This window comes from Carboxylicivirga sediminis (assembly GCF_018156225.1).
Taxonomy (GTDB): Bacteria; Bacteroidota; Bacteroidia; order Bacteroidales; family Marinilabiliaceae; genus Carboxylicivirga; species Carboxylicivirga sediminis.
Map to the genome: position 1 here is coordinate 103802 of NZ_JAGTAR010000006.1, position 19628 is coordinate 123429.

Annotated in this window: 19 protein-coding genes; 10 read left to right on the forward strand and 9 right to left on the reverse strand. The window is 38.1% G+C overall.

All coding sequences use genetic code 11. From position 1 onward, the window contains the following. Positions 1 to 23: 23 nt before the first annotated feature. Complete coding sequence (locus KDU71_RS05735) at positions 24 to 845, forward strand: purine-nucleoside phosphorylase (RefSeq protein WP_212188958.1); 822 nt, start codon at positions 24 to 26, stop codon at positions 843 to 845. An 81-nt stretch (positions 846 to 926) separates the two neighbouring features. Here KDU71_RS05735 and KDU71_RS05740 read toward each other — a convergent pair whose 3' ends face one another. Next, positions 927 to 1535, reverse strand: a complete 609-nt coding sequence (locus KDU71_RS05740; RefSeq protein WP_212188959.1) for a riboflavin synthase — start codon at positions 1533 to 1535, stop codon at positions 927 to 929. Between the two features lie 129 nt (positions 1536 to 1664). On the opposite strand from KDU71_RS05740, the gene KDU71_RS05745 reads away from it, so the two are divergent. From KDU71_RS05745 to KDU71_RS05755, 3 genes are read left to right on the forward strand one after another with little or no spacing between them, the layout of a single operon-like run. Continuing rightward, positions 1665 to 2069 carry an OsmC family protein gene (locus KDU71_RS05745; protein WP_244828225.1) on the forward strand — a complete coding sequence of 135 codons (405 nt, stop codon included), beginning with the start codon at positions 1665 to 1667 and terminating at the stop codon, positions 2067 to 2069. 9 nt (positions 2070 to 2078) lie between these two features. Then, positions 2079 to 3068 (forward strand): NAD-dependent epimerase/dehydratase family protein, encoded by a 990-nt coding sequence (locus tag KDU71_RS05750; protein WP_212188960.1) that lies wholly within the window; start codon positions 2079 to 2081, stop codon positions 3066 to 3068. Between the two features lie 50 nt (positions 3069 to 3118). After that, positions 3119 to 4093, forward strand: coding sequence for a class I SAM-dependent methyltransferase (locus KDU71_RS05755; RefSeq protein WP_212188961.1), 975 nt, complete (start codon positions 3119 to 3121; stop codon positions 4091 to 4093). 51 nt (positions 4094 to 4144) lie between these two features. Here KDU71_RS05755 and KDU71_RS05760 read toward each other — a convergent pair whose 3' ends face one another. The 3 genes from KDU71_RS05760 to sppA form a co-directional block, all read right to left on the reverse strand. After that, on the reverse strand, positions 4145 to 4957 hold the full coding sequence (locus KDU71_RS05760; protein WP_212188962.1) for a purine-nucleoside phosphorylase: 813 nt from the start codon (positions 4955 to 4957) through the stop codon (positions 4145 to 4147). Further along, entirely contained in the window at positions 4929 to 5966 is a 1038-nt protein-coding gene (lpxK, locus tag KDU71_RS05765; RefSeq protein ID WP_212188963.1) for a tetraacyldisaccharide 4'-kinase, read from the reverse strand. The genes KDU71_RS05760 and lpxK overlap by 29 nt, the downstream gene beginning before the upstream one ends. Positions 5967 to 6037: 71 nt before the next feature. Then, the gene (sppA, locus tag KDU71_RS05770; RefSeq protein WP_212188964.1) at positions 6038 to 7798 is read right to left on the reverse strand and encodes a signal peptide peptidase SppA; all 1761 of its coding nucleotides are present in this window, start codon (positions 7796 to 7798) and stop codon (positions 6038 to 6040) included. A gap of 151 nt (positions 7799 to 7949) precedes the next feature. On the opposite strand from sppA, the gene folK reads away from it, so the two are divergent. Beyond that, entirely contained in the window at positions 7950 to 8435 is a 486-nt protein-coding gene (gene folK / locus KDU71_RS05775; protein ID WP_212188965.1) for a 2-amino-4-hydroxy-6-hydroxymethyldihydropteridine diphosphokinase, read from the forward strand. Here the strand turns inward: folK and upp are convergent, their stop codons facing one another. After that, on the reverse strand, positions 8436 to 9089 hold the full coding sequence (gene upp, locus KDU71_RS05780; RefSeq protein WP_212188966.1) for a uracil phosphoribosyltransferase: 654 nt from the start codon (positions 9087 to 9089) through the stop codon (positions 8436 to 8438). It abuts the gene before it with no gap. A gap of 197 nt (positions 9090 to 9286) precedes the next feature. Here upp and KDU71_RS05785 point away from each other — a divergent pair, with 197 nt between their 5' ends. From KDU71_RS05785 to KDU71_RS05800, 4 genes are all read left to right on the forward strand, one after another. After that, entirely contained in the window at positions 9287 to 10543 is a 1257-nt protein-coding gene (locus tag KDU71_RS05785; RefSeq protein ID WP_212188967.1) for an O-antigen translocase, read from the forward strand. Positions 10544 to 10572: 29 nt separating this feature from the next. Continuing rightward, a complete protein-coding gene (locus KDU71_RS05790; RefSeq protein WP_212188968.1) occupies positions 10573 to 12138 on the forward strand; it encodes a sulfatase-like hydrolase/transferase in 1566 nt (521 codons plus the stop codon). Between the two features lie 57 nt (positions 12139 to 12195). Further along, positions 12196 to 13131 (forward strand): glycosyltransferase family 8 protein, encoded by a 936-nt coding sequence (locus tag KDU71_RS05795; RefSeq protein WP_212188969.1) that lies wholly within the window; start codon positions 12196 to 12198, stop codon positions 13129 to 13131. Positions 13132 to 13197: 66 nt separating this feature from the next. Next, the gene (locus KDU71_RS05800; RefSeq protein ID WP_212188970.1) at positions 13198 to 14097 is read left to right on the forward strand and encodes a CPBP family intramembrane glutamic endopeptidase; all 900 of its coding nucleotides are present in this window, start codon (positions 13198 to 13200) and stop codon (positions 14095 to 14097) included. A 3-nt stretch (positions 14098 to 14100) separates the two neighbouring features. On the opposite strand, the gene KDU71_RS05805 is transcribed toward KDU71_RS05800, so the two are convergent. From KDU71_RS05805 to KDU71_RS05820, 4 genes are all read right to left on the reverse strand, one after another. Continuing rightward, positions 14101 to 14802 carry a hypothetical protein gene (locus KDU71_RS05805; RefSeq protein WP_212188971.1) on the reverse strand — a complete coding sequence of 234 codons (702 nt, stop codon included), beginning with the start codon at positions 14800 to 14802 and terminating at the stop codon, positions 14101 to 14103. Positions 14803 to 15073: 271 nt separating this feature from the next. Next, positions 15074 to 15829, reverse strand: coding sequence for a succinate dehydrogenase/fumarate reductase iron-sulfur subunit (locus tag KDU71_RS05810; RefSeq protein WP_212188972.1), 756 nt, complete (start codon positions 15827 to 15829; stop codon positions 15074 to 15076). 39 nt (positions 15830 to 15868) lie between these two features. After that, entirely contained in the window at positions 15869 to 17806 is a 1938-nt protein-coding gene (locus KDU71_RS05815) for a fumarate reductase/succinate dehydrogenase flavoprotein subunit (protein WP_212188973.1), read from the reverse strand. 23 nt (positions 17807 to 17829) lie between these two features. Beyond that, a complete protein-coding gene (locus tag KDU71_RS05820; protein WP_212188974.1) occupies positions 17830 to 18510 on the reverse strand; it encodes a succinate dehydrogenase cytochrome b subunit in 681 nt (226 codons plus the stop codon). Positions 18511 to 18938: 428 nt separating this feature from the next. On the opposite strand from KDU71_RS05820, the gene frr reads away from it, so the two are divergent. Then, complete coding sequence (gene frr, locus KDU71_RS05825; protein ID WP_212188975.1) at positions 18939 to 19502, forward strand: ribosome recycling factor; 564 nt, start codon at positions 18939 to 18941, stop codon at positions 19500 to 19502. The last annotated feature ends 126 nt before the right edge of the window (positions 19503 to 19628 follow it).

Below are 19628 nucleotides of genomic sequence, written 5' to 3' on the forward strand. Positions count from 1 at the left end.
CCTTTGAACAAAACAAATAAATCATGGATATTACCTATCAGCACATACAAGAAACAGCAGAGTTTATAAAAGCAAAAGGCATTGAAGCCCCACAAGTGGGTATAATACTCGGCACTGGCTTGGGTGGATTAGTTAAACACCTGAACATTATCCAGGAAATAGACTACGCCAGCATACCAAATTTCCCGATATCAACAGTAGAGTCACATAAGGGCAAGCTAATATATGGCGAACTGGAAGGCAAAAAAGTACTGGCTATGCAGGGGCGTTTCCACTATTACGAAGGTTACAACATGCAGCAAATTACACTTCCTGTGAGGGTGATGAAGCTTTTGGGCATTCAGCAATTGCTTATCTCCAATGCTGCGGGCGCCGTCAACCTCAACTACAAAAAAGGCACATTAATGTTGTTGGATGACCACATTAACCTGCTTCCTGAGAATCCCCTGACCGGTAAAAACATCAACGAATTAGGCCCCAGATTTCCAGACATGAGTCAACCCTATAACAAGCGTATCAATGAACTGATGATAACAGCCGCAAAAAAAGAAGATGTAGAGCTCCATAAGGGCGTTTATGCATCGGTACCGGGTCCTAACCTCGAGACACGAGCAGAATACCGTTATATCAAAATTATTGGTGGCGATGCGGTTGGCATGTCAACGGTGCCAGAAGTAATAGTTGCCAATCATATGAATTTGCCTTGTGCTGCGGTATCGGTACTGACCGATGAATGCGATCCGGATAATCTGCATCCGGTGAGTTTGCAGGAAATACTGGATGTGGCAGCTGAAGCAGAAAAAGGATTGGTTAAGCTGTTTAAATCAGTTATTAAACAACTATAATACAATAGACTAAAAAGGATCACATCTTTATTAACATAGTGTCGATAAAGATGCGTTCCTACTATTTTAAAGTCAGAAAGACTACTTATTCTGAATAGCCATTATACGGCTAATATATTTTCCAAGTATATCAAACTCAATATTGATGGTTGAGCCAACTTCTAGCTGGTGGAAGTTGGTAAATTCGTGCGTATACGGAATAATTGCTACCGAAAACTGGTCATCCTTGCTATTAACAACTGTTAAGCTAACTCCATTAACGGTAACTGAGCCTTTTTCAACAGTCATATACCCCTGTGCCGCTTTCTCTTTATCAATCACATATTGGAAGGTATAATACCAGCTGCCATCGGCTTCTTTCACCTCAATACATTTAGCAGTCTGATCAACATGCCCCTGAACAATGTGTCCATCCAAACGACCGTTCATAATCATGCTACGTTCCAGGTTTACCTTATCACCAATTTTTAGCAGTCCAAGGTTCGATTTCTCCAAGGTCTCTTTAATGGCAGTTACAGTGTAGGTTTTACCTTCTTTTTTAACCACGGTTAAGCACACCCCATTATGTGCAATACTCTGGTCAATTTTAAGCTCATCGGTAAATGAGCACTCCAATGTTAAATGAAGATTTCCTTTATCTTGCTCTAAGCCCACTACAACAGCGGCTTCTTCAACAATACCTGAAAACATTTTTAAGCTGTTTTTGTTAGAAACTATCTGATTATCTGAACCGCTAAAATACAGATATTATTCGTATTTTTCGGGGCATAATAAGTAAATCGGCAGTGACAATCATCAACCTTTAATACTGAAGCAATCATGACCACTATAAAAACAAAATACCTGGGCGGATTACGTACCGAAAATACACACCTTCAATCGGGAGCAAAAATCATTACCGATGCGCCATGCGACAATCGCGGCAAAGGGCAGTCATTCTCCCCGACGGATATGCTTGCAACAGCCCTGGGAAATTGTATTTTAACCATTATGGGCATTAAGGCCATGGACAATGACATTGATATTGAAGGAACTGAATTGGATATCACTAAGGTAATGGCAGAAAATCCTCGTCGTGTCGCTGAAGTTGTAATGGAATTCCGATTCCCGCAGAAAGATTACAGCGAGCAGCAAAAAGCACTTATTGAGAGTGTCGCTGGCACTAGCCCCGTTCCACTTAGCGTGCACCCTGACCTAAAACAAACCATCCAATTTATTTGGTAAACACACACTATGATACTTGTTACCGGTGGCACAGGCCTTGTTGGCGCGCATTTACTTCATACACTCACTCAGGAAGGCAATAAGGTTCGGGCTATATACCGTTCTGAGCAATCTCTGGATTATGTGAGAGATCTATTCAGGTTTTACAACAACAAGCATTTGCATCTTATACAATGGGCTGAGGCCGATTTACTGGATTACTTCTCATTACTGGATGCTTTAAAAGGTGTTGATAAAGTATTTCATTGTGCAGCCATGGTGTCGTTTAAACCAAGTGACAGGATGACTATGTTTACGGCCAATGTTGACGGAACGGCTAACCTGGTAAATGCCTCCATTGAAAGTGGCATCAACCGTTTTTGTCATGTCAGTTCAATAGCCACACTAGGCAAAACACAAAACGGTCAACAGATAGATGAAACTACTTTCTGGCAAAATGACGATAACCACTCTGTATACTCACAAAGCAAATTCAGGGCCGAGATGGAAGTATGGCGTGGTACAAAGGAAGGTCTGAAGGCACTTGTTGTCAACCCATCAGTTATACTTGGCCCGTGCCCAATCGATAAAAGTTCTGGTCAGCTCATTCATACCTTAAGTAAAAACATGCTATTCTACACCGGTGGAGGTTCAGGATTTGTTGATGTAAGGGATGTAACCAAGGCTATGGTTACTCTTGCTGAATCAGAAGTGGTCAATGAACGTTTCATCATCAATGGTGAGAACCTGAGCTACAAAAAATTGATGACAACAGCAGCCGAAGTGTTTGGAGTAAAAGCCCCAACTATTAAAGCTAATCGATGGCTAACAGGGATTGTCTGGCGCTGGGAACGACTGCAATACATGCTTTTTCGCAGAGCTCCTAAAATGACCAAAGAAACGGCGCGCACATCACAAAACCAATCAAAGTACTCCATCAGTAAGCTGCAAGAGGTTTACCCAATGGCTTTTATATCCATCAAAGAGGCGTTGGAGAATGTGAAAGCTTATCAGAGTTAATTAAATATATACTAATTATAGTCAAAAACTACTTATAAACCTATCTTTTCATGGTACGTCTTTTTACATTAGAAGATGCACGGGACCTATTCCTAAAAGGTAAACAAAGAGGTTATCGTTTTCTTCTATCAAAACTTTCATTCTCCGAAACATCACGAACCATATCAGCTTTTGATAAATCGGCTCAATTCAGTTCAAACTGGTGGGATATACCATATATTCAAAAGCACTGGAATAAAAGAATTTCAGGAAACGAAACTCAGGGGTATGAAGCCTACTTTGTAAACTCAGTACTGGGTAAACGATCAAATCTTAAGTTACTTTCTATTGGCAGCGGTAGTTGTGAACATGAGATAAGATTTGCAGGCTACAGAAATTTTAAGATGATAACATGTGTTGACTTATCTCCTTTTAATATTGAACTTGCACAAAAAAAAGCATCGAAGAAAAACCTTACAAATATTGAGTTTATTTGTGCCAATCTAGCTCATCTTGATTTGTCTAAAAAGCAATTCGATATTGTAATGTTCAATGCTTCGCTCCATCATTTTAAAAAGGTCAATTCTTTATTGAGCAATACAATACTTCCACTTTTGCCGCAAGACGGCATTCTTTTGATAAATGAATTCGTTGGTGCCAATAGACTACAATTCCCCAGGGAGCAAATAAATACGATAAACCAAGCAATAAAATTAATCCCTAAGAGATTAAGACGAAGACTTAATACTTCACTTTACAAAAATAGCTTTTCAGGCTCTGGCCTTGTAAGAATGTTTATGGCCGATCCATCCGAATGCGTAGATTCATACAATATAATGCCTGCAATCCATAAGCATTTTAAAATAATAGATGAACGACCATATGGTGGCAATATACTTATGAGCGTACTCAAAGATATTGCTCATAATTTTATTGAAGAAAGTGATGAAACTAAATCAGTTTTAGACAAACTGATCGCAGTGGAGGATGATTATCTAAAAAATCATCCATCTGATTTTGTTTTTGGTGTATATCAAAAAAAGTAAATAAAGACTAACCTCTATCATAAGAAAAAGGTTAGTCAATCCTATATATCATTACACCCTGCTTACCAGCTCCTTAATAACTTTTGTCATTTTTGGTTCTGCTGCTGCAGCTACCTCCTGCACTTCTTCGTGCGACACCTCAACAATCTGTCCAGGCACGCCCGAATCGGTAATAATAGAGATACCAAAACATTTCATTTCCATATGACGAGCCACGATCACTTCAGGTACAGTAGACATACCAACCGCATCGGCACCTAAAACCCGGAACATCTTATATTCTGCCGGCGTTTCAAAAGTTGGACCTGTAGTACCTACATAAACTCCTTCTTTCAGATCGATCCCATTCTCCTTACCTATTTTAAGTGCTTCTTTAACATACGCCTTACTGTACGGCTCACTCATGTCAGGAAAGCGAGGCCCCAACTTATTATTGTTTTTACCAATAAGCGGATTGTCGCCAAACATATTAATGTGGTCGTTAATCACCATGATATCACCTACCACATAATCAGGATTTAGTCCACCACTTGCATTTGAAACAAACAATGTGTTAATACCCATTTGCTTCATAACACGAACGGGGAATGTCACCTCCTGCATGTTGTAGCCTTCGTAATAGTGAAAACGACCTTGCATAGCTAATATGGGCACATTATTAATGGTACCAAAAATAAGGCGTCCGCTGTGTCCCTCTACAGTTGATACCGGAAAGTTAGGAATATCTTCATAAGGAATTGATTTCTCAATATTAATCTCCTGCACCAAACCACCTAAACCGGTTCCCAGTATGATGCCAATCACAGGCTTGATATTACTCTGCGAAGCTAAGTAATCAGCTGTTATTTGAATGGTTTCTAACATAGTTGCGTATTCTATTTTCAAATTGTTTTTCTTCATTAAAAAGTATCTCCAATTCAATGGGTACAAACCAGCATTTCGCTGGTAAATTATCTACCAGGCCTTTCAAGCGCACTGCGTCTTTTTCGGTAGTTATTAAGCTCCTTCCAGCTTGTTTAAGCTTTGTAGCTATCTGCTCAATATCTACTGATGAAAAATGATGATGATCGGGGTAGATCATTTTTTCAACCACCCTAAATGATTTATCGACATGATTAAAAAAACCAAATGGCTGGGCGATACCGGCAAGAGCTACCATCTCACCGACCGGCAATACGGGAGACTTCTCCAATTCGCCTATCATTTGTGGTTGTCCATATCGAATAGTCGTAAAAAACACCTGCTGATCATTTGTGGCCTTTAACTTACTTAACCAATATGCTTTATCGTCTGCAGACAAATCATCAGGACATTTGTTTACTACAATGATATCGGCACGCGACTGCCCTTTAGATGTTTCTCTTAAATTGCCTGCCGGAAAAGGACAATCTTTCCATAATGGCCGATTATAATCAATGACCAGAATGGAAAAGCCAGGCTTGACATAGCGATGCTGATAGGCATCATCCATCAGTACCAAATCTGTTTTGGTACCACTCAAAATAAGTTCCATGCCTTCAATACGCTTCTCTGCCACCACCACATTAATGCCCGGAAATTTCTTCAATATCTGAAACGGCTCATCACCAATTGTTTCTGCAGTGCAATCTGGCTGAGCCAATATGGCACCTTTGGTTTGGCGCTTATAACCGCGACTTAATAGACAGAGCATATACTCATCATTGAGCAATCGGATGAGATACTCAGTAAGCGGTGTCTTGCCTGTTCCACCAACCGTAATATTCCCAACGGAAATAATTGGTAGCTCATAACTCTGTGAGCTAAGTACCCCGGCATCAAAAAGCCTGTTTCGGAGCGTAGTAATTCCGCCGTAAACAATGCTAAAGGGATAAAGTAATTTCCGGAGCCTCATGGATACTATTTTCGTTTTGACAAAAAAACAGGTCACCCATTGGGCAACCTGCCTAATTCAATATTTTAAACTTATTTTATTTCCAGATTATAAGGTATACGCGCCTGAATCTGATAACCATTCTTTAAATTTTCGAGCGTTTGGATATATTTATATTCATCACCCATTAACGACTTACCAACAAACATGCGAGCTTCGCCAGTCAAATCCTTCATTAGCTGCTGTATAGGATCTTCCACCTCTGGTAATTCAACCACCCTGTATTCTTCCAAGTCAGCAGCATCTTTAGCTAACTCAATGGCCTTACTAATACCACCGATTTCATCCACAAGGTCAATATCCAGCGCATTAACACCACTCCACACACGTCCCTGACCAATCTCATCAATGGCTTCTTTTGTGGTATTACGACCATCGGCACATCGGCCAATAAATGTATCGTAACCTTTAACAATATATGCCTGCAACAACTCCTTCTCATCTTTACGGAAAGGTCTTGTTATACTTGGCATATCAGCAAACTTATTGGTTTTTACTCCATCAAAGCTAACACCCAGCTTATTGGTTAACTCTTCAGCATTTGGTATCATACCGAAAATACCTATTGAACCAGTAAGAGTAGTTGGGTTAGCCACAATCTTGTCAGCCGCACACGAGATATAGTATCCACCTGATGCTGCATAGTTACCCATTGAAACGATGACTGGCTTGGTTTCCTGAGCTAATTTGACCTCGCGCCAGATAATTTCGGAACCAAGTGCTGATCCACCGGGAGAATTAACCCTGAACACGATAGCTTTAATGGAGCTGTCGCGACGTGCTTTACGGATGGTCTTTGACAGTTTATCTGATTTTATACCATCTGATGAAGTGCCATCGATATCGCCTTCGGCATAAATAACGGCAATCTTTTGTCTGATAAAGCCCTTACCTTCTGAAACAAACACTTTGGCATACTTATTATTCTTAATAGCCTCCAGGTCATTTGTTTCATCAATGCCCATAACTTCTTTGAGCTCATCAATTACCTCATCCTTATATTTTGAGCCATCTATCAAACCCGACTCAATAAGCATCTCATCAGACCTGAACATGGGCATTTCATCCGCCAATGCTGATACTTTCTCTGGTGTTAACCCCCGTGCTTCGGCAATACCAGCTTTCACATGATCCCACATGGAATTAATGTAAACCTCTGTTTGCAAACGTGCAGGTTCACTCATCTTTTCCAACAAAAATGGCTCAACGGCTGATTTAAATTTGCCATGCTTAAACACCTGAATCTCGACACCCACCTTCTCCAATGCTTTCTTGAAAAAAGTACGTTCGGCATACATACCTTTTAACTCTAACATGCCAGATGGATTAAGGTAAACTTTATCGGCTACAGATGCCAGGTAATAAGCCTTTTGAGTATAAATTGGTGAAAAGCTGTATATGAACTTGCCCGATGTTTTAAAATCAATCAGTGCATTTCGTATCTCCTCAATAGTGGCATAACCAGCTTGTACCATGCCCGATTCAAGCACAATACCAGAGATATTGTCATCGCGTTTGGCTTTATCGATATTACTAAGCAAACGGTTCAAACCTTCCGGCGTTGGCTCGCCTGTTAATGAAGCAAAAGCATCGGCAAAAGGATCATCCGATACCCGATCAACAATAGGTCCATTCAGATCCAACAGAAGAATCGTATTTTCCTTTATCTTTGTTTCTTTTTCGCCCATAGCTGCTAAGCCTGAAAGCATAGCAATAAAGAAAATGAACAGCACAAATGCTGCGACAATACCACCCGCGAAGGTGGCAAACATGTATTTGAAAAATTTTACCATAATGATAGAATTGAGTTTAGTTGTAATTGATTCGTTCAACTGTATTTTAACAAAAGTATTAAAAATAACTTACAAATAAACCTCAAAATTTCGACGACAAATATACTAAACCATTTGGTCGGTTTTTGTTTCTAAAGCGTTAAATTTTAGCATGAATAGACAAATTTTATTGTTAGGTGGCAATCAAGGCAATGTAATAGCCGCCTGCAAAAAGGCCGTGACTCTGCTTTCTGATAGTTTAGGCGATCCCATTCTTCAATCGGCATATTACGAAAGTGAACCATGGGGCTTCGAGGCTTCCCAAAACTTCATCAATCAGGTGGTTGAATTCCATTCTACCATAGAAGCTACTGAACTACTAACCGTTACCCAATCTATTGAGCAACAACTGGGGCGACAAACAAAAACCGGAACCCATTATGAGTCCCGGCTTATTGATATTGATATTTTATTTATTGACGATCTGCAAATTGACTTAGCCCAACTAAAAGTACCACATCCCAGGCTTCACGAACGAAAATTCACGCTTCTGCCCTTAATGGACTATTGGTCAAACTTTATGCATCCAACTTTTAAAAAGACCATTACGCAACTAACGCATGAGTGCCTGGATAAGGGAATTGTACAGCGTCTTTAATTAGATTTTACTGCCGTATGCTAAATCACCAGCATCACCAATGCCTGGTACAATGTACGACTTTGAGTTCAGTTCTTCATCTACTGCCCCCAGCCACAAAGTTACCGGTTCATCTTTAAACATGTTCTGTACATACTGAACACCTGCTTCGCTGGCAATTAAAGAAACAATATGAACATGCTTTGGCTTTCCTTTATGCAGCAAGGCTTTATAAGCTAATTCAATGGATGTACCTGTAGCCAGCATTGGGTCGCTCAGAAGCACTATTTTATCATTTAAAGAAGGCGATGAGATGTATTCAATGTGAATATCAAAATCACCCTTTTCATTGTATTTACGATAAGCCGAAACAAATGCATTCTCGGCACGATCAAAATAGTTTAACAGCCCCTGGTGTAATGGCAAGCCAGCTCGTAAAATGGACGCAATTACCGGCTCCTCTGTCATAACCGTTTCAGAAGCTACACCCAAAGGCGTAGTGACATCCTTTGCTGCATGAGGGAATTCTTTGCTTATTTCATAGGCCATAATTTCTCCCATACGCTCTATGTTTCGACGAAAACGCATTGGATCGGTCTGAATAGAAGTGTCACGAATCTCTGCAATAAAGCGATTAAAAATGCTTTGTTGTTGATTGAATATTATTGTTTGCATTTGGAAATTTTGCTGCAAAGTAAATAAAAATGAACGAATTCTTTAAATTATTATATGTGTTCACCTTGAATACCTCTATCTATGTCCAATCAAGTTAGTCTTTATTTCGTAATTGAAAAAAAACATTGAAAATGATATTATTTTCGTATTTAATACGTTGATCTATCCAGATTAATATCATTGAGGTTATTTGATGCATGATTAAATTACTAAATAAGAACCCGTTTTTATCAATCTCCATAAAGAATTCTTCTCAAATAATTATTCGAGTTCTGATTGGCTTACTAAGTATAAAAATTGTAGCTGTCATTCTAGGTCCGGTTGGCTTGGCAATTGTTAATCAAATGCAGAACTTTTTGCAACTCACAGCTAATTTAGCCAATGGTGGAATCTATAATGGAATAATTAAACTGCTATCTGATAAAGCTACTCTTAATTCAAAAAAAGAAATATTAAACACGGGATATGTCATAATCATTGTGGCATCTTTAACCATCAGTTTAAGTGGCATCTTCTTCAATCAGGCTATTTCTATTTTCTTATTTGGTAATGATTCATACCGATTTGTTATTCTTTGCCTATTTATTTATGTAATTCCTACTGCCTTATTTAACTTTGTATTATCAATAACTAATGGACTGCAAAACCTCAGATTATATCTTTTTATTACTATTTCATATCTAATAAGCGGCCTTATAATCTTTGTAACATCACTTTATATATGGGGATTATTCGGTGCATTATGGGCACTGTTATTGCAGGGACTAATTGCTTACATCCTCTTTCGAAAAGGCATTAAGAAACTTCAAATACAACTTCAGTTTGTTTTAAATAAAGATATATTCAAAATATTAAGTAATTATTCCCTAATGGCCATTGTATCCAATGCAATAACACCACTTGTTGTTATATTAATAAGGAGGATTATTATTAGTAACCTTTCACTTCATGATGCAGGCATATGGGATGGCGTATATAAGATCAGCTCAAGTTATGTCAACCTTTCGATGTTGTCGTTTAGCTACTACTTTTTACCAGCGTTCTCTAAAACAATCTCAACAAAAGAAATTAGAAAAGAAATTAGAGATTCACTTAAGGTACTTATCCCCCTTCTATCAATAGCCTCATTATCAATTTACTTATTTAGAGATGTGATAATTAGATTAATCCTCAGCAATAGCTTTGAAGCATCATCACAAATTATTAAATGGCAACTTATTGGTGATATTTTTGCTGTTACATCTTGGCTATTTAGAATTCTACTGATTGCTAAAGAGAAAACCAAGGCATACATTTTTTCCGAAATTCTGGCCGGAACACTTCTTCTTGCAGTTTCTTATTATGCTATAAAAGGTTTTGGAATTGAAGGCTGTACGATTGCCTATTGCATTGTGAATTTGATAAACTTATTCGTTCTTTTTATTGTGCACAAGTATTATTGGAAGGAACATTAATATTACAATAACATCTTTTTTAAATAGAAATGAAACTTAAGGCATTAAAACATACTACGCTAGGGCTAATTGGTTTATTAATACCGTATATCTCTATTTTAGCTGCATGTGCCGACAGTATTGTTGGACTAAAAATTATAATTGTCTATACAGGTATCATAGTGGCTTGCATCGGCTTATTAAGTTTTATATATAACAAAACAATCTATGTTGGGCTATTAATTATTTTTCAAACCATTTATAATGTCTCCGCATTTATTGATTTATCGTACTACCTGATTTTCAATACCAGATTGACAACGTCTGCTCTATACATAATGGGGGAATCAAACATTAATGAGTCATGGGAATTTCTCACAATGTACTTAAAACCACAACTCATAGCTGTCCTTTTATTGTTTTTTATTGGGCTTATTTTAGGCACAATTATTACTATCAAGTATTTTAAAAGAATAAGATTATTGCTTAATAGTTTTTACACTTTCAAATATATAACGATAATAACTTCTTTTTTTGCTATCTGTGGCAGTGTATTATTAAGAAACAATTTTGCATTTTATGTTACCACAAATGGGATGTACATATTTATCCAAGAAAAGAGAATGTTAGAACGATTAGAAATTACCTCAACAGGAAACTACAAAGATGTTGTTCACAAAAGCTCTAAGTATCAAGAAACCTATGTTGTTGTTATTGGAGAATCAACTACTCCTACACACATGGGGCTTTATGGATACTATAGGCAGACAAATCCCTTACTTAAAAACAAAATAAGCGAACTCAAAATTTATACAAACGTTAGATCTCCTCACGCTTATACTATTGGAAGCTTATCAAAAGCCTTAACATTAGGGGACTATGACGATCCGGCTAAAATGTATAATAGCTCCCTCATTCAACTTTTTAATAGTGCCGGCTTTTATACATACTTTATATCCAACCAGGCCCCAATAGGCAAATATGAAACCACTGTAACACTAACTTCAAAAATTAGCAACAATAGCTTTTATACCAATATGGAAAGAGCGATAAATAAAGCTAGGCCTGATAGTGTAATTTTTGAACCTTTAAAAATGGCATTAAAAGCACCCAATGATAAAAAATTCATTATGGTTCATCTAATGGGAACACATACAGCCTACTCAAAACGATATCCTGAAGAATTTAACAGGTTTACTACAACCCCCAAAACTCAATTCAACCATAAACTGGCACACAACACAATTAACGAATATGACAATGCTGTATTATACAACGACTATATAATTAATCACATTATCGATCTAGTTAACGAAAGCAATTCTAAATCATTTGTTTTATATTTCTCGGATCATGGAGAAGATGTATATGAAACAATAAATGAAGCCCGTCACGCAGAAAGTTCTGCAACTGACCCCATGTTTAAGGTTCCATTTATCATATGGCAATCGGAGAAATATAAAAGAACGATGACAGATTTATGTATTAATGAAGAAAGAAAATACAACCTTGAAGATGTAATTTTCACCATTGCAGATTTATCAAATATACAATTTAATCGTTTTGATCCTCAAAAAAGCATTGTAAATAGTGCATTTAAAGAAATCGGCCAATAAAAAATATGATGACTGATTTTATTCTTGAATCAATATAAAAGTTTCTAAAAACTATATATGACAATCCCAATAGTAATTAGTTTTAACGACAATTTCACTACTCCCACTGGAGTTTGCCTTACTTCTCTTTGCTTAAATGCGAAACCGGAAACTAAATATGAAGTTCATGTCTTATACTCCAACCGCCGACTGAGTAAAGAAAATAAGAGTATTATCAAGAAACTAGAAGAGTCCTTTAGTAATATTTCAATTTCATTTATCAATGTCAAAACTGCCTTTGAAAACTCATATGAGATAAGAAATATAACCATTGAAGCATACTATCGACTTTTAATTCCCAACTATTTTAAAAGCCTGTCCAAAATCATCTATATCGATGTTGATACCATCATTAATAATGATCTTTCATCTCTTTTCAATAATGAACTTAATGACAAATCCTTAGCCGGTGTTCCTGAATTCACATACAAGAATGAACCTTTTCAAAGCAAGCACATTAAGTCATTATCACTTGACCCCAAAAACTATATTAATTCTGGGATATTAATATTCAACCTAAATAAAATACGTTCTGAAATCGATAAGTACAACAACAATGTAAAAGAATTATCAAAATTGAACTTCTTATATCAAGATCAGGATATTCTTAATATACTATTCAAAGATGATATTCTTTATATTGAACACACCTATAACTATACCTATTCGAAACTTAAGGAGGGATTAGTTATTCCTGAACCTGTCATTATTCACTACACAATGCAAAAACCATGGCACACCACCAGACCTTTTGGTGACGTTTGGTGGAATCATTACAAACGTTCATTATTTTTTGAACCAATTAGTTACACAAACTATCAACTTAAAGCTTTTGATAGCATTGAAACACACATAAAGGTTGGTAAAACATTAAAGAGACTAGGTATATACCGCTTTCTTTTCTTACTAAGACTTTTTACAGGTTCAATCAAATCGATTTTCAATAAGCTGTGAACCAAAAGATTAATTAGAACTTAAGAAACACCTTATACGGATAAATTGTCACTTTATATTACTTCAATGCCAGGCAGCTTTCAACATCATCCTCCATTAATTAAACTCATACTACTCTTTACAGCAGTATTATTCTTTGGCACTATCAACACCTATTTGATGAGTCTACTGGCTAATCCCTGCTTCGGTGTTGACATTACTTCTATTGAGTCTATGCAGAACAACATCAGCTTTATGCAGCTTTTCCAGATTAGCCAAAGCATCAGCTTGTTTGTACTGCCATCGCTCCTAGCCTTCTATTTCTTTTATAAACCATTCAAAACGGGCATTACGGGTTACCATAAAATATCATGGTCCATCATCATATTTACAATTGCAATAATTGGTATTTCTCAGCCATTTATTTCTTTTAGCGGGTGGTTGAATCATCAGCTGGAGCTTCCTGACAACATGCAGCAGGTCCAAAACTGGATGACCCAAAAGGAATACGAGGTTAAAGAGTTGACGATATCATTAATTCGATACGATAACTGGCTGCAAGTGTCGATAACTATCTTAATGATGAGTATTCTCCCGGCCATTGGCGAAGAGTGGTTATTTAGGGGCTTGCTTCAACGCGAGCTGACAGCACTATTTAAGAATAAACATGTGGCTATTATTGTCACAGCTATACTTTTTAGTGCTATTCACATGCAATTTTTTACGTTCCTGCCACGTTTCTTTTTAGGCATTATCCTGGGCTATCTTTTTGTTTTGTCGGGCCATTTGTGGCTGCCGGTAATAGGACATTTTGTCAATAACTTTATGGCAATAGCTGCTACATATTATTTATTGCAGAACGGCAATAAAGAGCCTTTAGATATACCCTTTGATAATCCGTTTGGGGCGGGAGTGGTTGTTAGCTTTTCAGCTATTATTTTTCTGCTTTACCTGATAAGGATAAGAAGCAAAGCCATTAATGGTTAATGCCTATTCCAATGGCTCCTTTTCATGCTTGCGTAGCAGATAAACAATACCATAATTGGCACATTTCATACGCTTCTCATCTCCTTCCAGCGTATCAAAATAGTCTTCTATCTCGTTCCATATATGAAGGACGATACGGTCGGCGGCATTGCGCAGCTCAATGACTTTATCATGCATCTTTTGGGTGGTTACCAACAGGTTTTTATGATTATTATAATATTCAACAAACTTCTCATATTTAATCTTCACCATGGCAATGGAAGGGTTGTAAATACGAGAACCACCAGTCATGCCGCGCTTCTCCTCTCCTTCAATAACACTTTTACCCACTTGCAACAGTTGCTGTTCTGTTCCCAACTCAGGCACCGCCTTCTCCTCAATGTCAAACCCATATAATTTACGAACCTCTGGCTTAATCTCCCCCCTGATAATGCAAAAATTAAGCACCTGGATAAAATGAGAAACATACAAGCGGGTAATCTTAAACTGATCGCCTAACAGTTTTCCATATTTGGCCTGTCTGTCTTTACTAAAATTGTATTGCGAGATAGCCTGCTCGTATTGAGGCAAGAATGATTGCAGCTCAAGAAACAACTTTTGGCTATAAGCTAAATCAAAGGGACTCAATTGTATACCCTTCTGCAAGGCAGCTTTTAAGGCCCGCAAACGAGCCTGATCTGTATTGGGAAGGCGACGATATGGCATGTTGTTTTCAGTTAAAAGAGACCTGTTCGCATCTAAAAGTAGAAAAAATAACTTCTATTAACAAATATCTACCAGTCAATGACTTTTATTATTCATCTTTTTTGCTTCATTCATTTCATCATCTAAACTCATCTGTTTATCAGGATGAAATAACCATTCATAAAAACGATAAGTTTCGTTAAAGGTTACAATTTTTTAAAATTTAGCACTATAAACGAAAAAGAGCCGTCCTTTTCAGAACAGCTCTATTAATATCTCTAACGACTATGTATTAGTCTTGCAATTTTGCTTTAAGGAACTCACGGTTCAAGCGGGCGATGTTAGAAATGGAAACACCTTTAGGACATTCCACTTCACAAGCACCAGTGTTGGTACAGTTACCGAATCCCAACTCATCCATTTTAGCTACCATGTTTTTAGCGCGACGTGCAGCCTCAACTTTACCTTGCGGCAACAAAGCCAGGTGACTTACTTTTGCCGAAACGAATAGCATAGCTGAACCGTTTTTACAAGTTGCCACACAAGCACCACATCCAATACAAGAAGCAGCATCCATGGCCTCATCAGCATCAACCTTAGGAATTGGAATAGCGTTAGCGTCTGGTACACCACCTGTACTTACTGATGTATACCCACCCGCTGCAATAATCGTATCAAAAGCATTGCGGTTCACAATCAAATCTTTGATGACTGGGAAACCAGCTGAACGCCATGGCTCAATGGTAATTGTTTCACCGTCTTTGAACTTACGCATGTGTAACTGACAAGTAGTTACATCATCGTCTGGTCCGTGCGGACGTCCATTGATGTACAACGAACACATACCGCAGATACCTTCGCGACAGTCATGATCAAATGCAACAGGCTCATTACCATCGTTGATCAACTGCTCATTCAAGATGTCCATCATCTCAAGGAATGAGCTATCAGTAGATACTTTCTCTAATTTGTAGGTTTCAAAACGACCTTTCTCTTTAGGCCCGTTCTGACGCCAAACCTTTAGAGTCAAACTTATATTATTTTCCATTTTTCTCTGTTTAACTTATGAACAATAATGACCTAGAGATTATTTGTAGTTACGCTGAGCAACTTTTACAACTTCAAAAGTCAATTCTTCTTTATGCATTACAGGTGCTTTATCTTCACCCTGGTACTCCCAACATCCTGCGTAGGTAAACTTATCGTCCTGACGTTGTGCTTCACCTTCTTCAGTCTGGTACTCTTCGCGGAAGTGACCACCACAAGATTCTTCACGGTGTAATGCATCACGAGCCATCAAATCACCAATCTCGATGAAATCAGCTAAACGAGAAGCTTTCTCTAACTCTACATTCATACCTTCTCCTGAACCAGGAATACGCACATTGCTGTAGAATTCTTTCTTGATAGCAGCAATCTTTTCGATAGCCTGCTCCAAACCTTCTTTATTACGAGCCATACCAACGAAATCCCACATCACTAAACCAAGTTCTTTGTGGATGCTGTCAACCGAACGGTTTCCTTTGATAGCTAATAACTTCTCGAATTTAGCTTTTGCTTCATTTTCAGCGTCAACGAATTCTTTCTCATCACCAGTCATACGTGGTGTGGAAATATCATCAGCCAAATAGTTCTGAATAGTATATGGTAACACGAAGTATCCATCAGCAAGTCCCTGCATCAGAGCAGAAGCTCCTAAACGGTTTGCACCGTGATCAGAGAAGTTTGCTTCACCAGCAGCAAATAAACCAGGAACAGTTGTTTGTAATTCGTAATCAACCCAAATACCACCCATTGTATAGTGAATAGCTGGGTAAATCATCATTGGTGTCTCGTATGGATTGTCATCAACAATCTTTTCGTACATCTGGAATAAGTTTCCGTAACGTGCACGAATCGCATCTTCACCTAAACGCTCAATAGCTGATTTAAAGTCAAGGTAAACAGCCAAACCAGTAGCTCCTACACCAAAACCAGCATCACAACGCTCCTTAGCAGCACGTGAAGCCACGTCACGAGGTACCAGGTTACCAAATGCAGGGTAACGACGTTCTAAATAGTAATCGCGATCTTCCTCAGCAATTTGTGTTGGTTTTAATTTACCCGTACGAATCGCTTCAGCATCTTCTTTCTTTTTAGGTACCCAGATACGGCCATCGTTACGTAACGACTCCGACATAAGCGTTAATTTTGACTGAAACTCACCGTGTACAGGAATACAAGTTGGGTGAATCTGAGCAAAACATGGGTTAGCAAAAGCAGCACCTTTCTGGTAAGCTTTGATAGCTGCAGAACCGTTTGAACCCATCGCGTTAGTTGACAAGAAGAAGGTATTTCCGTAACCACCAGTGGCCAACACCACAGCATGTCCGAAATGACGCTGGAATTCACCGGTTACCAGGTCACGGGCAATTACCCCGCGCGCTTTTCCATCAACCATTACGATGTCAACAATCTCGGTACGAGTATATAAATCAACTGTACCAGCATTTACCTGACGCATCAACGCCTGGTAAGCACCAATTAACAATTGCTGACCAGTCTGACCTTTAGCGTAGAAAGTACGGCTTACCTGAGCACCACCGAATGAACGGTTGTCCAACAAACCACCATACTCACGCGCAAAAGGTACACCTTGAGCCACACACTGGTCGATGATGTCGTTACTTACTTCAGCCAAACGGTGTACGTTAGCCTCACGAGCACGGTAGTCACCACCTTTTACTGTATCGTAAAACAAACGGTGTACAGAGTCACCATCGTTAGGATAGTTTTTAGCCGCATTGATACCTCCCTGTGCAGCGATTGAGTGAGCACGACGAGGTGAATCCTGAATGGTGAAGTTTTTTACATTGAAACCCATCTCACCAAATGAAGCAGCGGCCGAAGCACCTGCCAATCCGGTTCCAACAACAATAATATCTAATTTACGCTTGTTAGCGGGGTTAACCAGCTTCTGGTTAGCTTTATAATTAGACCACTTTTTGGCCATTTCGCCTTGTGGTATCTTAGAATCTAATTTCATATCTATGATGTATTTAGATTTGACTATTGATAAAATGCAAATTGAAGGATGGCAATAGCTGCAAAGCCAAGACCAACAATCCATGCGAATGCAATACCGGCAACAGTCCAACGGCTACGCCAGATGTTATTGCTCAATCCAAGAGTTTGGAAAGCCGACCAGAAACCATGAGTCAGGTGAATGGTAAGACCAAGAGCTCCGATAACATACAAAATCACTCTCCATGACTCAGCAAAAGCAGCGTTTACCAATGCATAAGTATTGTGCATTTCAACACCGTCGATTGTAATAGATTCCGCAGCATGAGTAATTTGTAATGGCACCCAATAGTCAATTAAATGCACCACTAAAAATGCTGAAACAGTTAAGCCTAAAACAAACATGTTTTTTGAAGCCCACATAACATCTTTGGTATTGTTACCTGATGCGTATTTAGCCGAACCACGTGCCTTATTGTTTTGCGCAGTTAAAATGGCAGCATAAATAATATGCACAATGAAACCTGCAAACAAGACTGGCTGTAGACCATATTTAATTAATGGCAAAGCCATAAAATTGGCAGCCACATTAAACATCTGCCCGCCATCAGGCACCAGCAGCAATAAGTTTATGGAAAGGTGAATGATTAAGAACACCACCAAAAAAAGCCCTGACAAACTCATCAGTAACTTTCTTCCAATTGAGGAACCAAAAATAGTACTCATAGGAATCCCTTTTAAATTTATTTAATTGTTAAAACTAATTTGATATTAAAGGCTGCAAATGTATGTCTGAAACCCCCTCTGGACAAATAAAATTAAAGAATTAATTCTATATTTATATCAATTCTAATTAACCATCCATTATTACATTGAATTTTATAATCTTTTTAACATTTGTTATTACAAATTAATCAAAAACTTCTCAGACTATATCATCTTTATTTCTTTTATGTTTTTATGACTTTCCAGCTTGCTTATTGCTATGGGGCCACCAATTTACTTTAAATTTAGGCTTATATCAAAAAAAACACCTGTAATTGAATTAAAGAATTTGTTCGTTAAAGCTTGACAACCAGCGCTTTTTTGATTTCATGTAAAGTTTTCTATTTTTGTGTAAAAGAACAGGTTAAACGCAATCATTTATTCTGACCATGCAAGACGAAATAGATTTAATATTAGACGATGCCAAAGAAAGGATGGCCAAAGCAATTGAACACCTTGATAACGAATTAGGTAAAATACGCGCAGGTAAAGCAAATCCAAAAATGCTTGAAGGTGTAATGGTAGACTACTACGGCAGCATGACACCACTTAGCCAGGTGGCTAATCTGAGCACACCTGATCCGAGAACAATTGCCATACAGCCTTGGGAGAAACAGCTAATAGGTGAGATTGAGAAAGCAATTATGGCTGCCAACCTTGGACTTAATCCAGATAACAACGGTGATATTATTCGTATTAATATTCCGCCATTAACTGAGGAAAGACGTAAAGATTTGGTTAAGCAGGCTAAATCGGAATGTGAAGATACAAAGGTAAGCTTTCGCTCTACCCGCAGAGATTGCAATGAAGAATTGAAGAAGATGAAGAAAAACGGTCTATCGGAAGACCTTGAGAAAGATGCTGAAGCGGAAGTACAAAAAATCACTGATGAATTCACGAAAAAAGTGGATGCCATGTTTGAGGTCAAAGAAAAAGACATCATGACCGTGTAATGCCTATGAATGCTTTAAGCAAAAAAGAAATACCGTTTCGCGAAAAGAGACGGTAGATAAATAAAACAAGAGGCTGTCCATTTTACTTTTGGACAGCCTCTTTTTCTATGTATTTTCCCTGCTCTT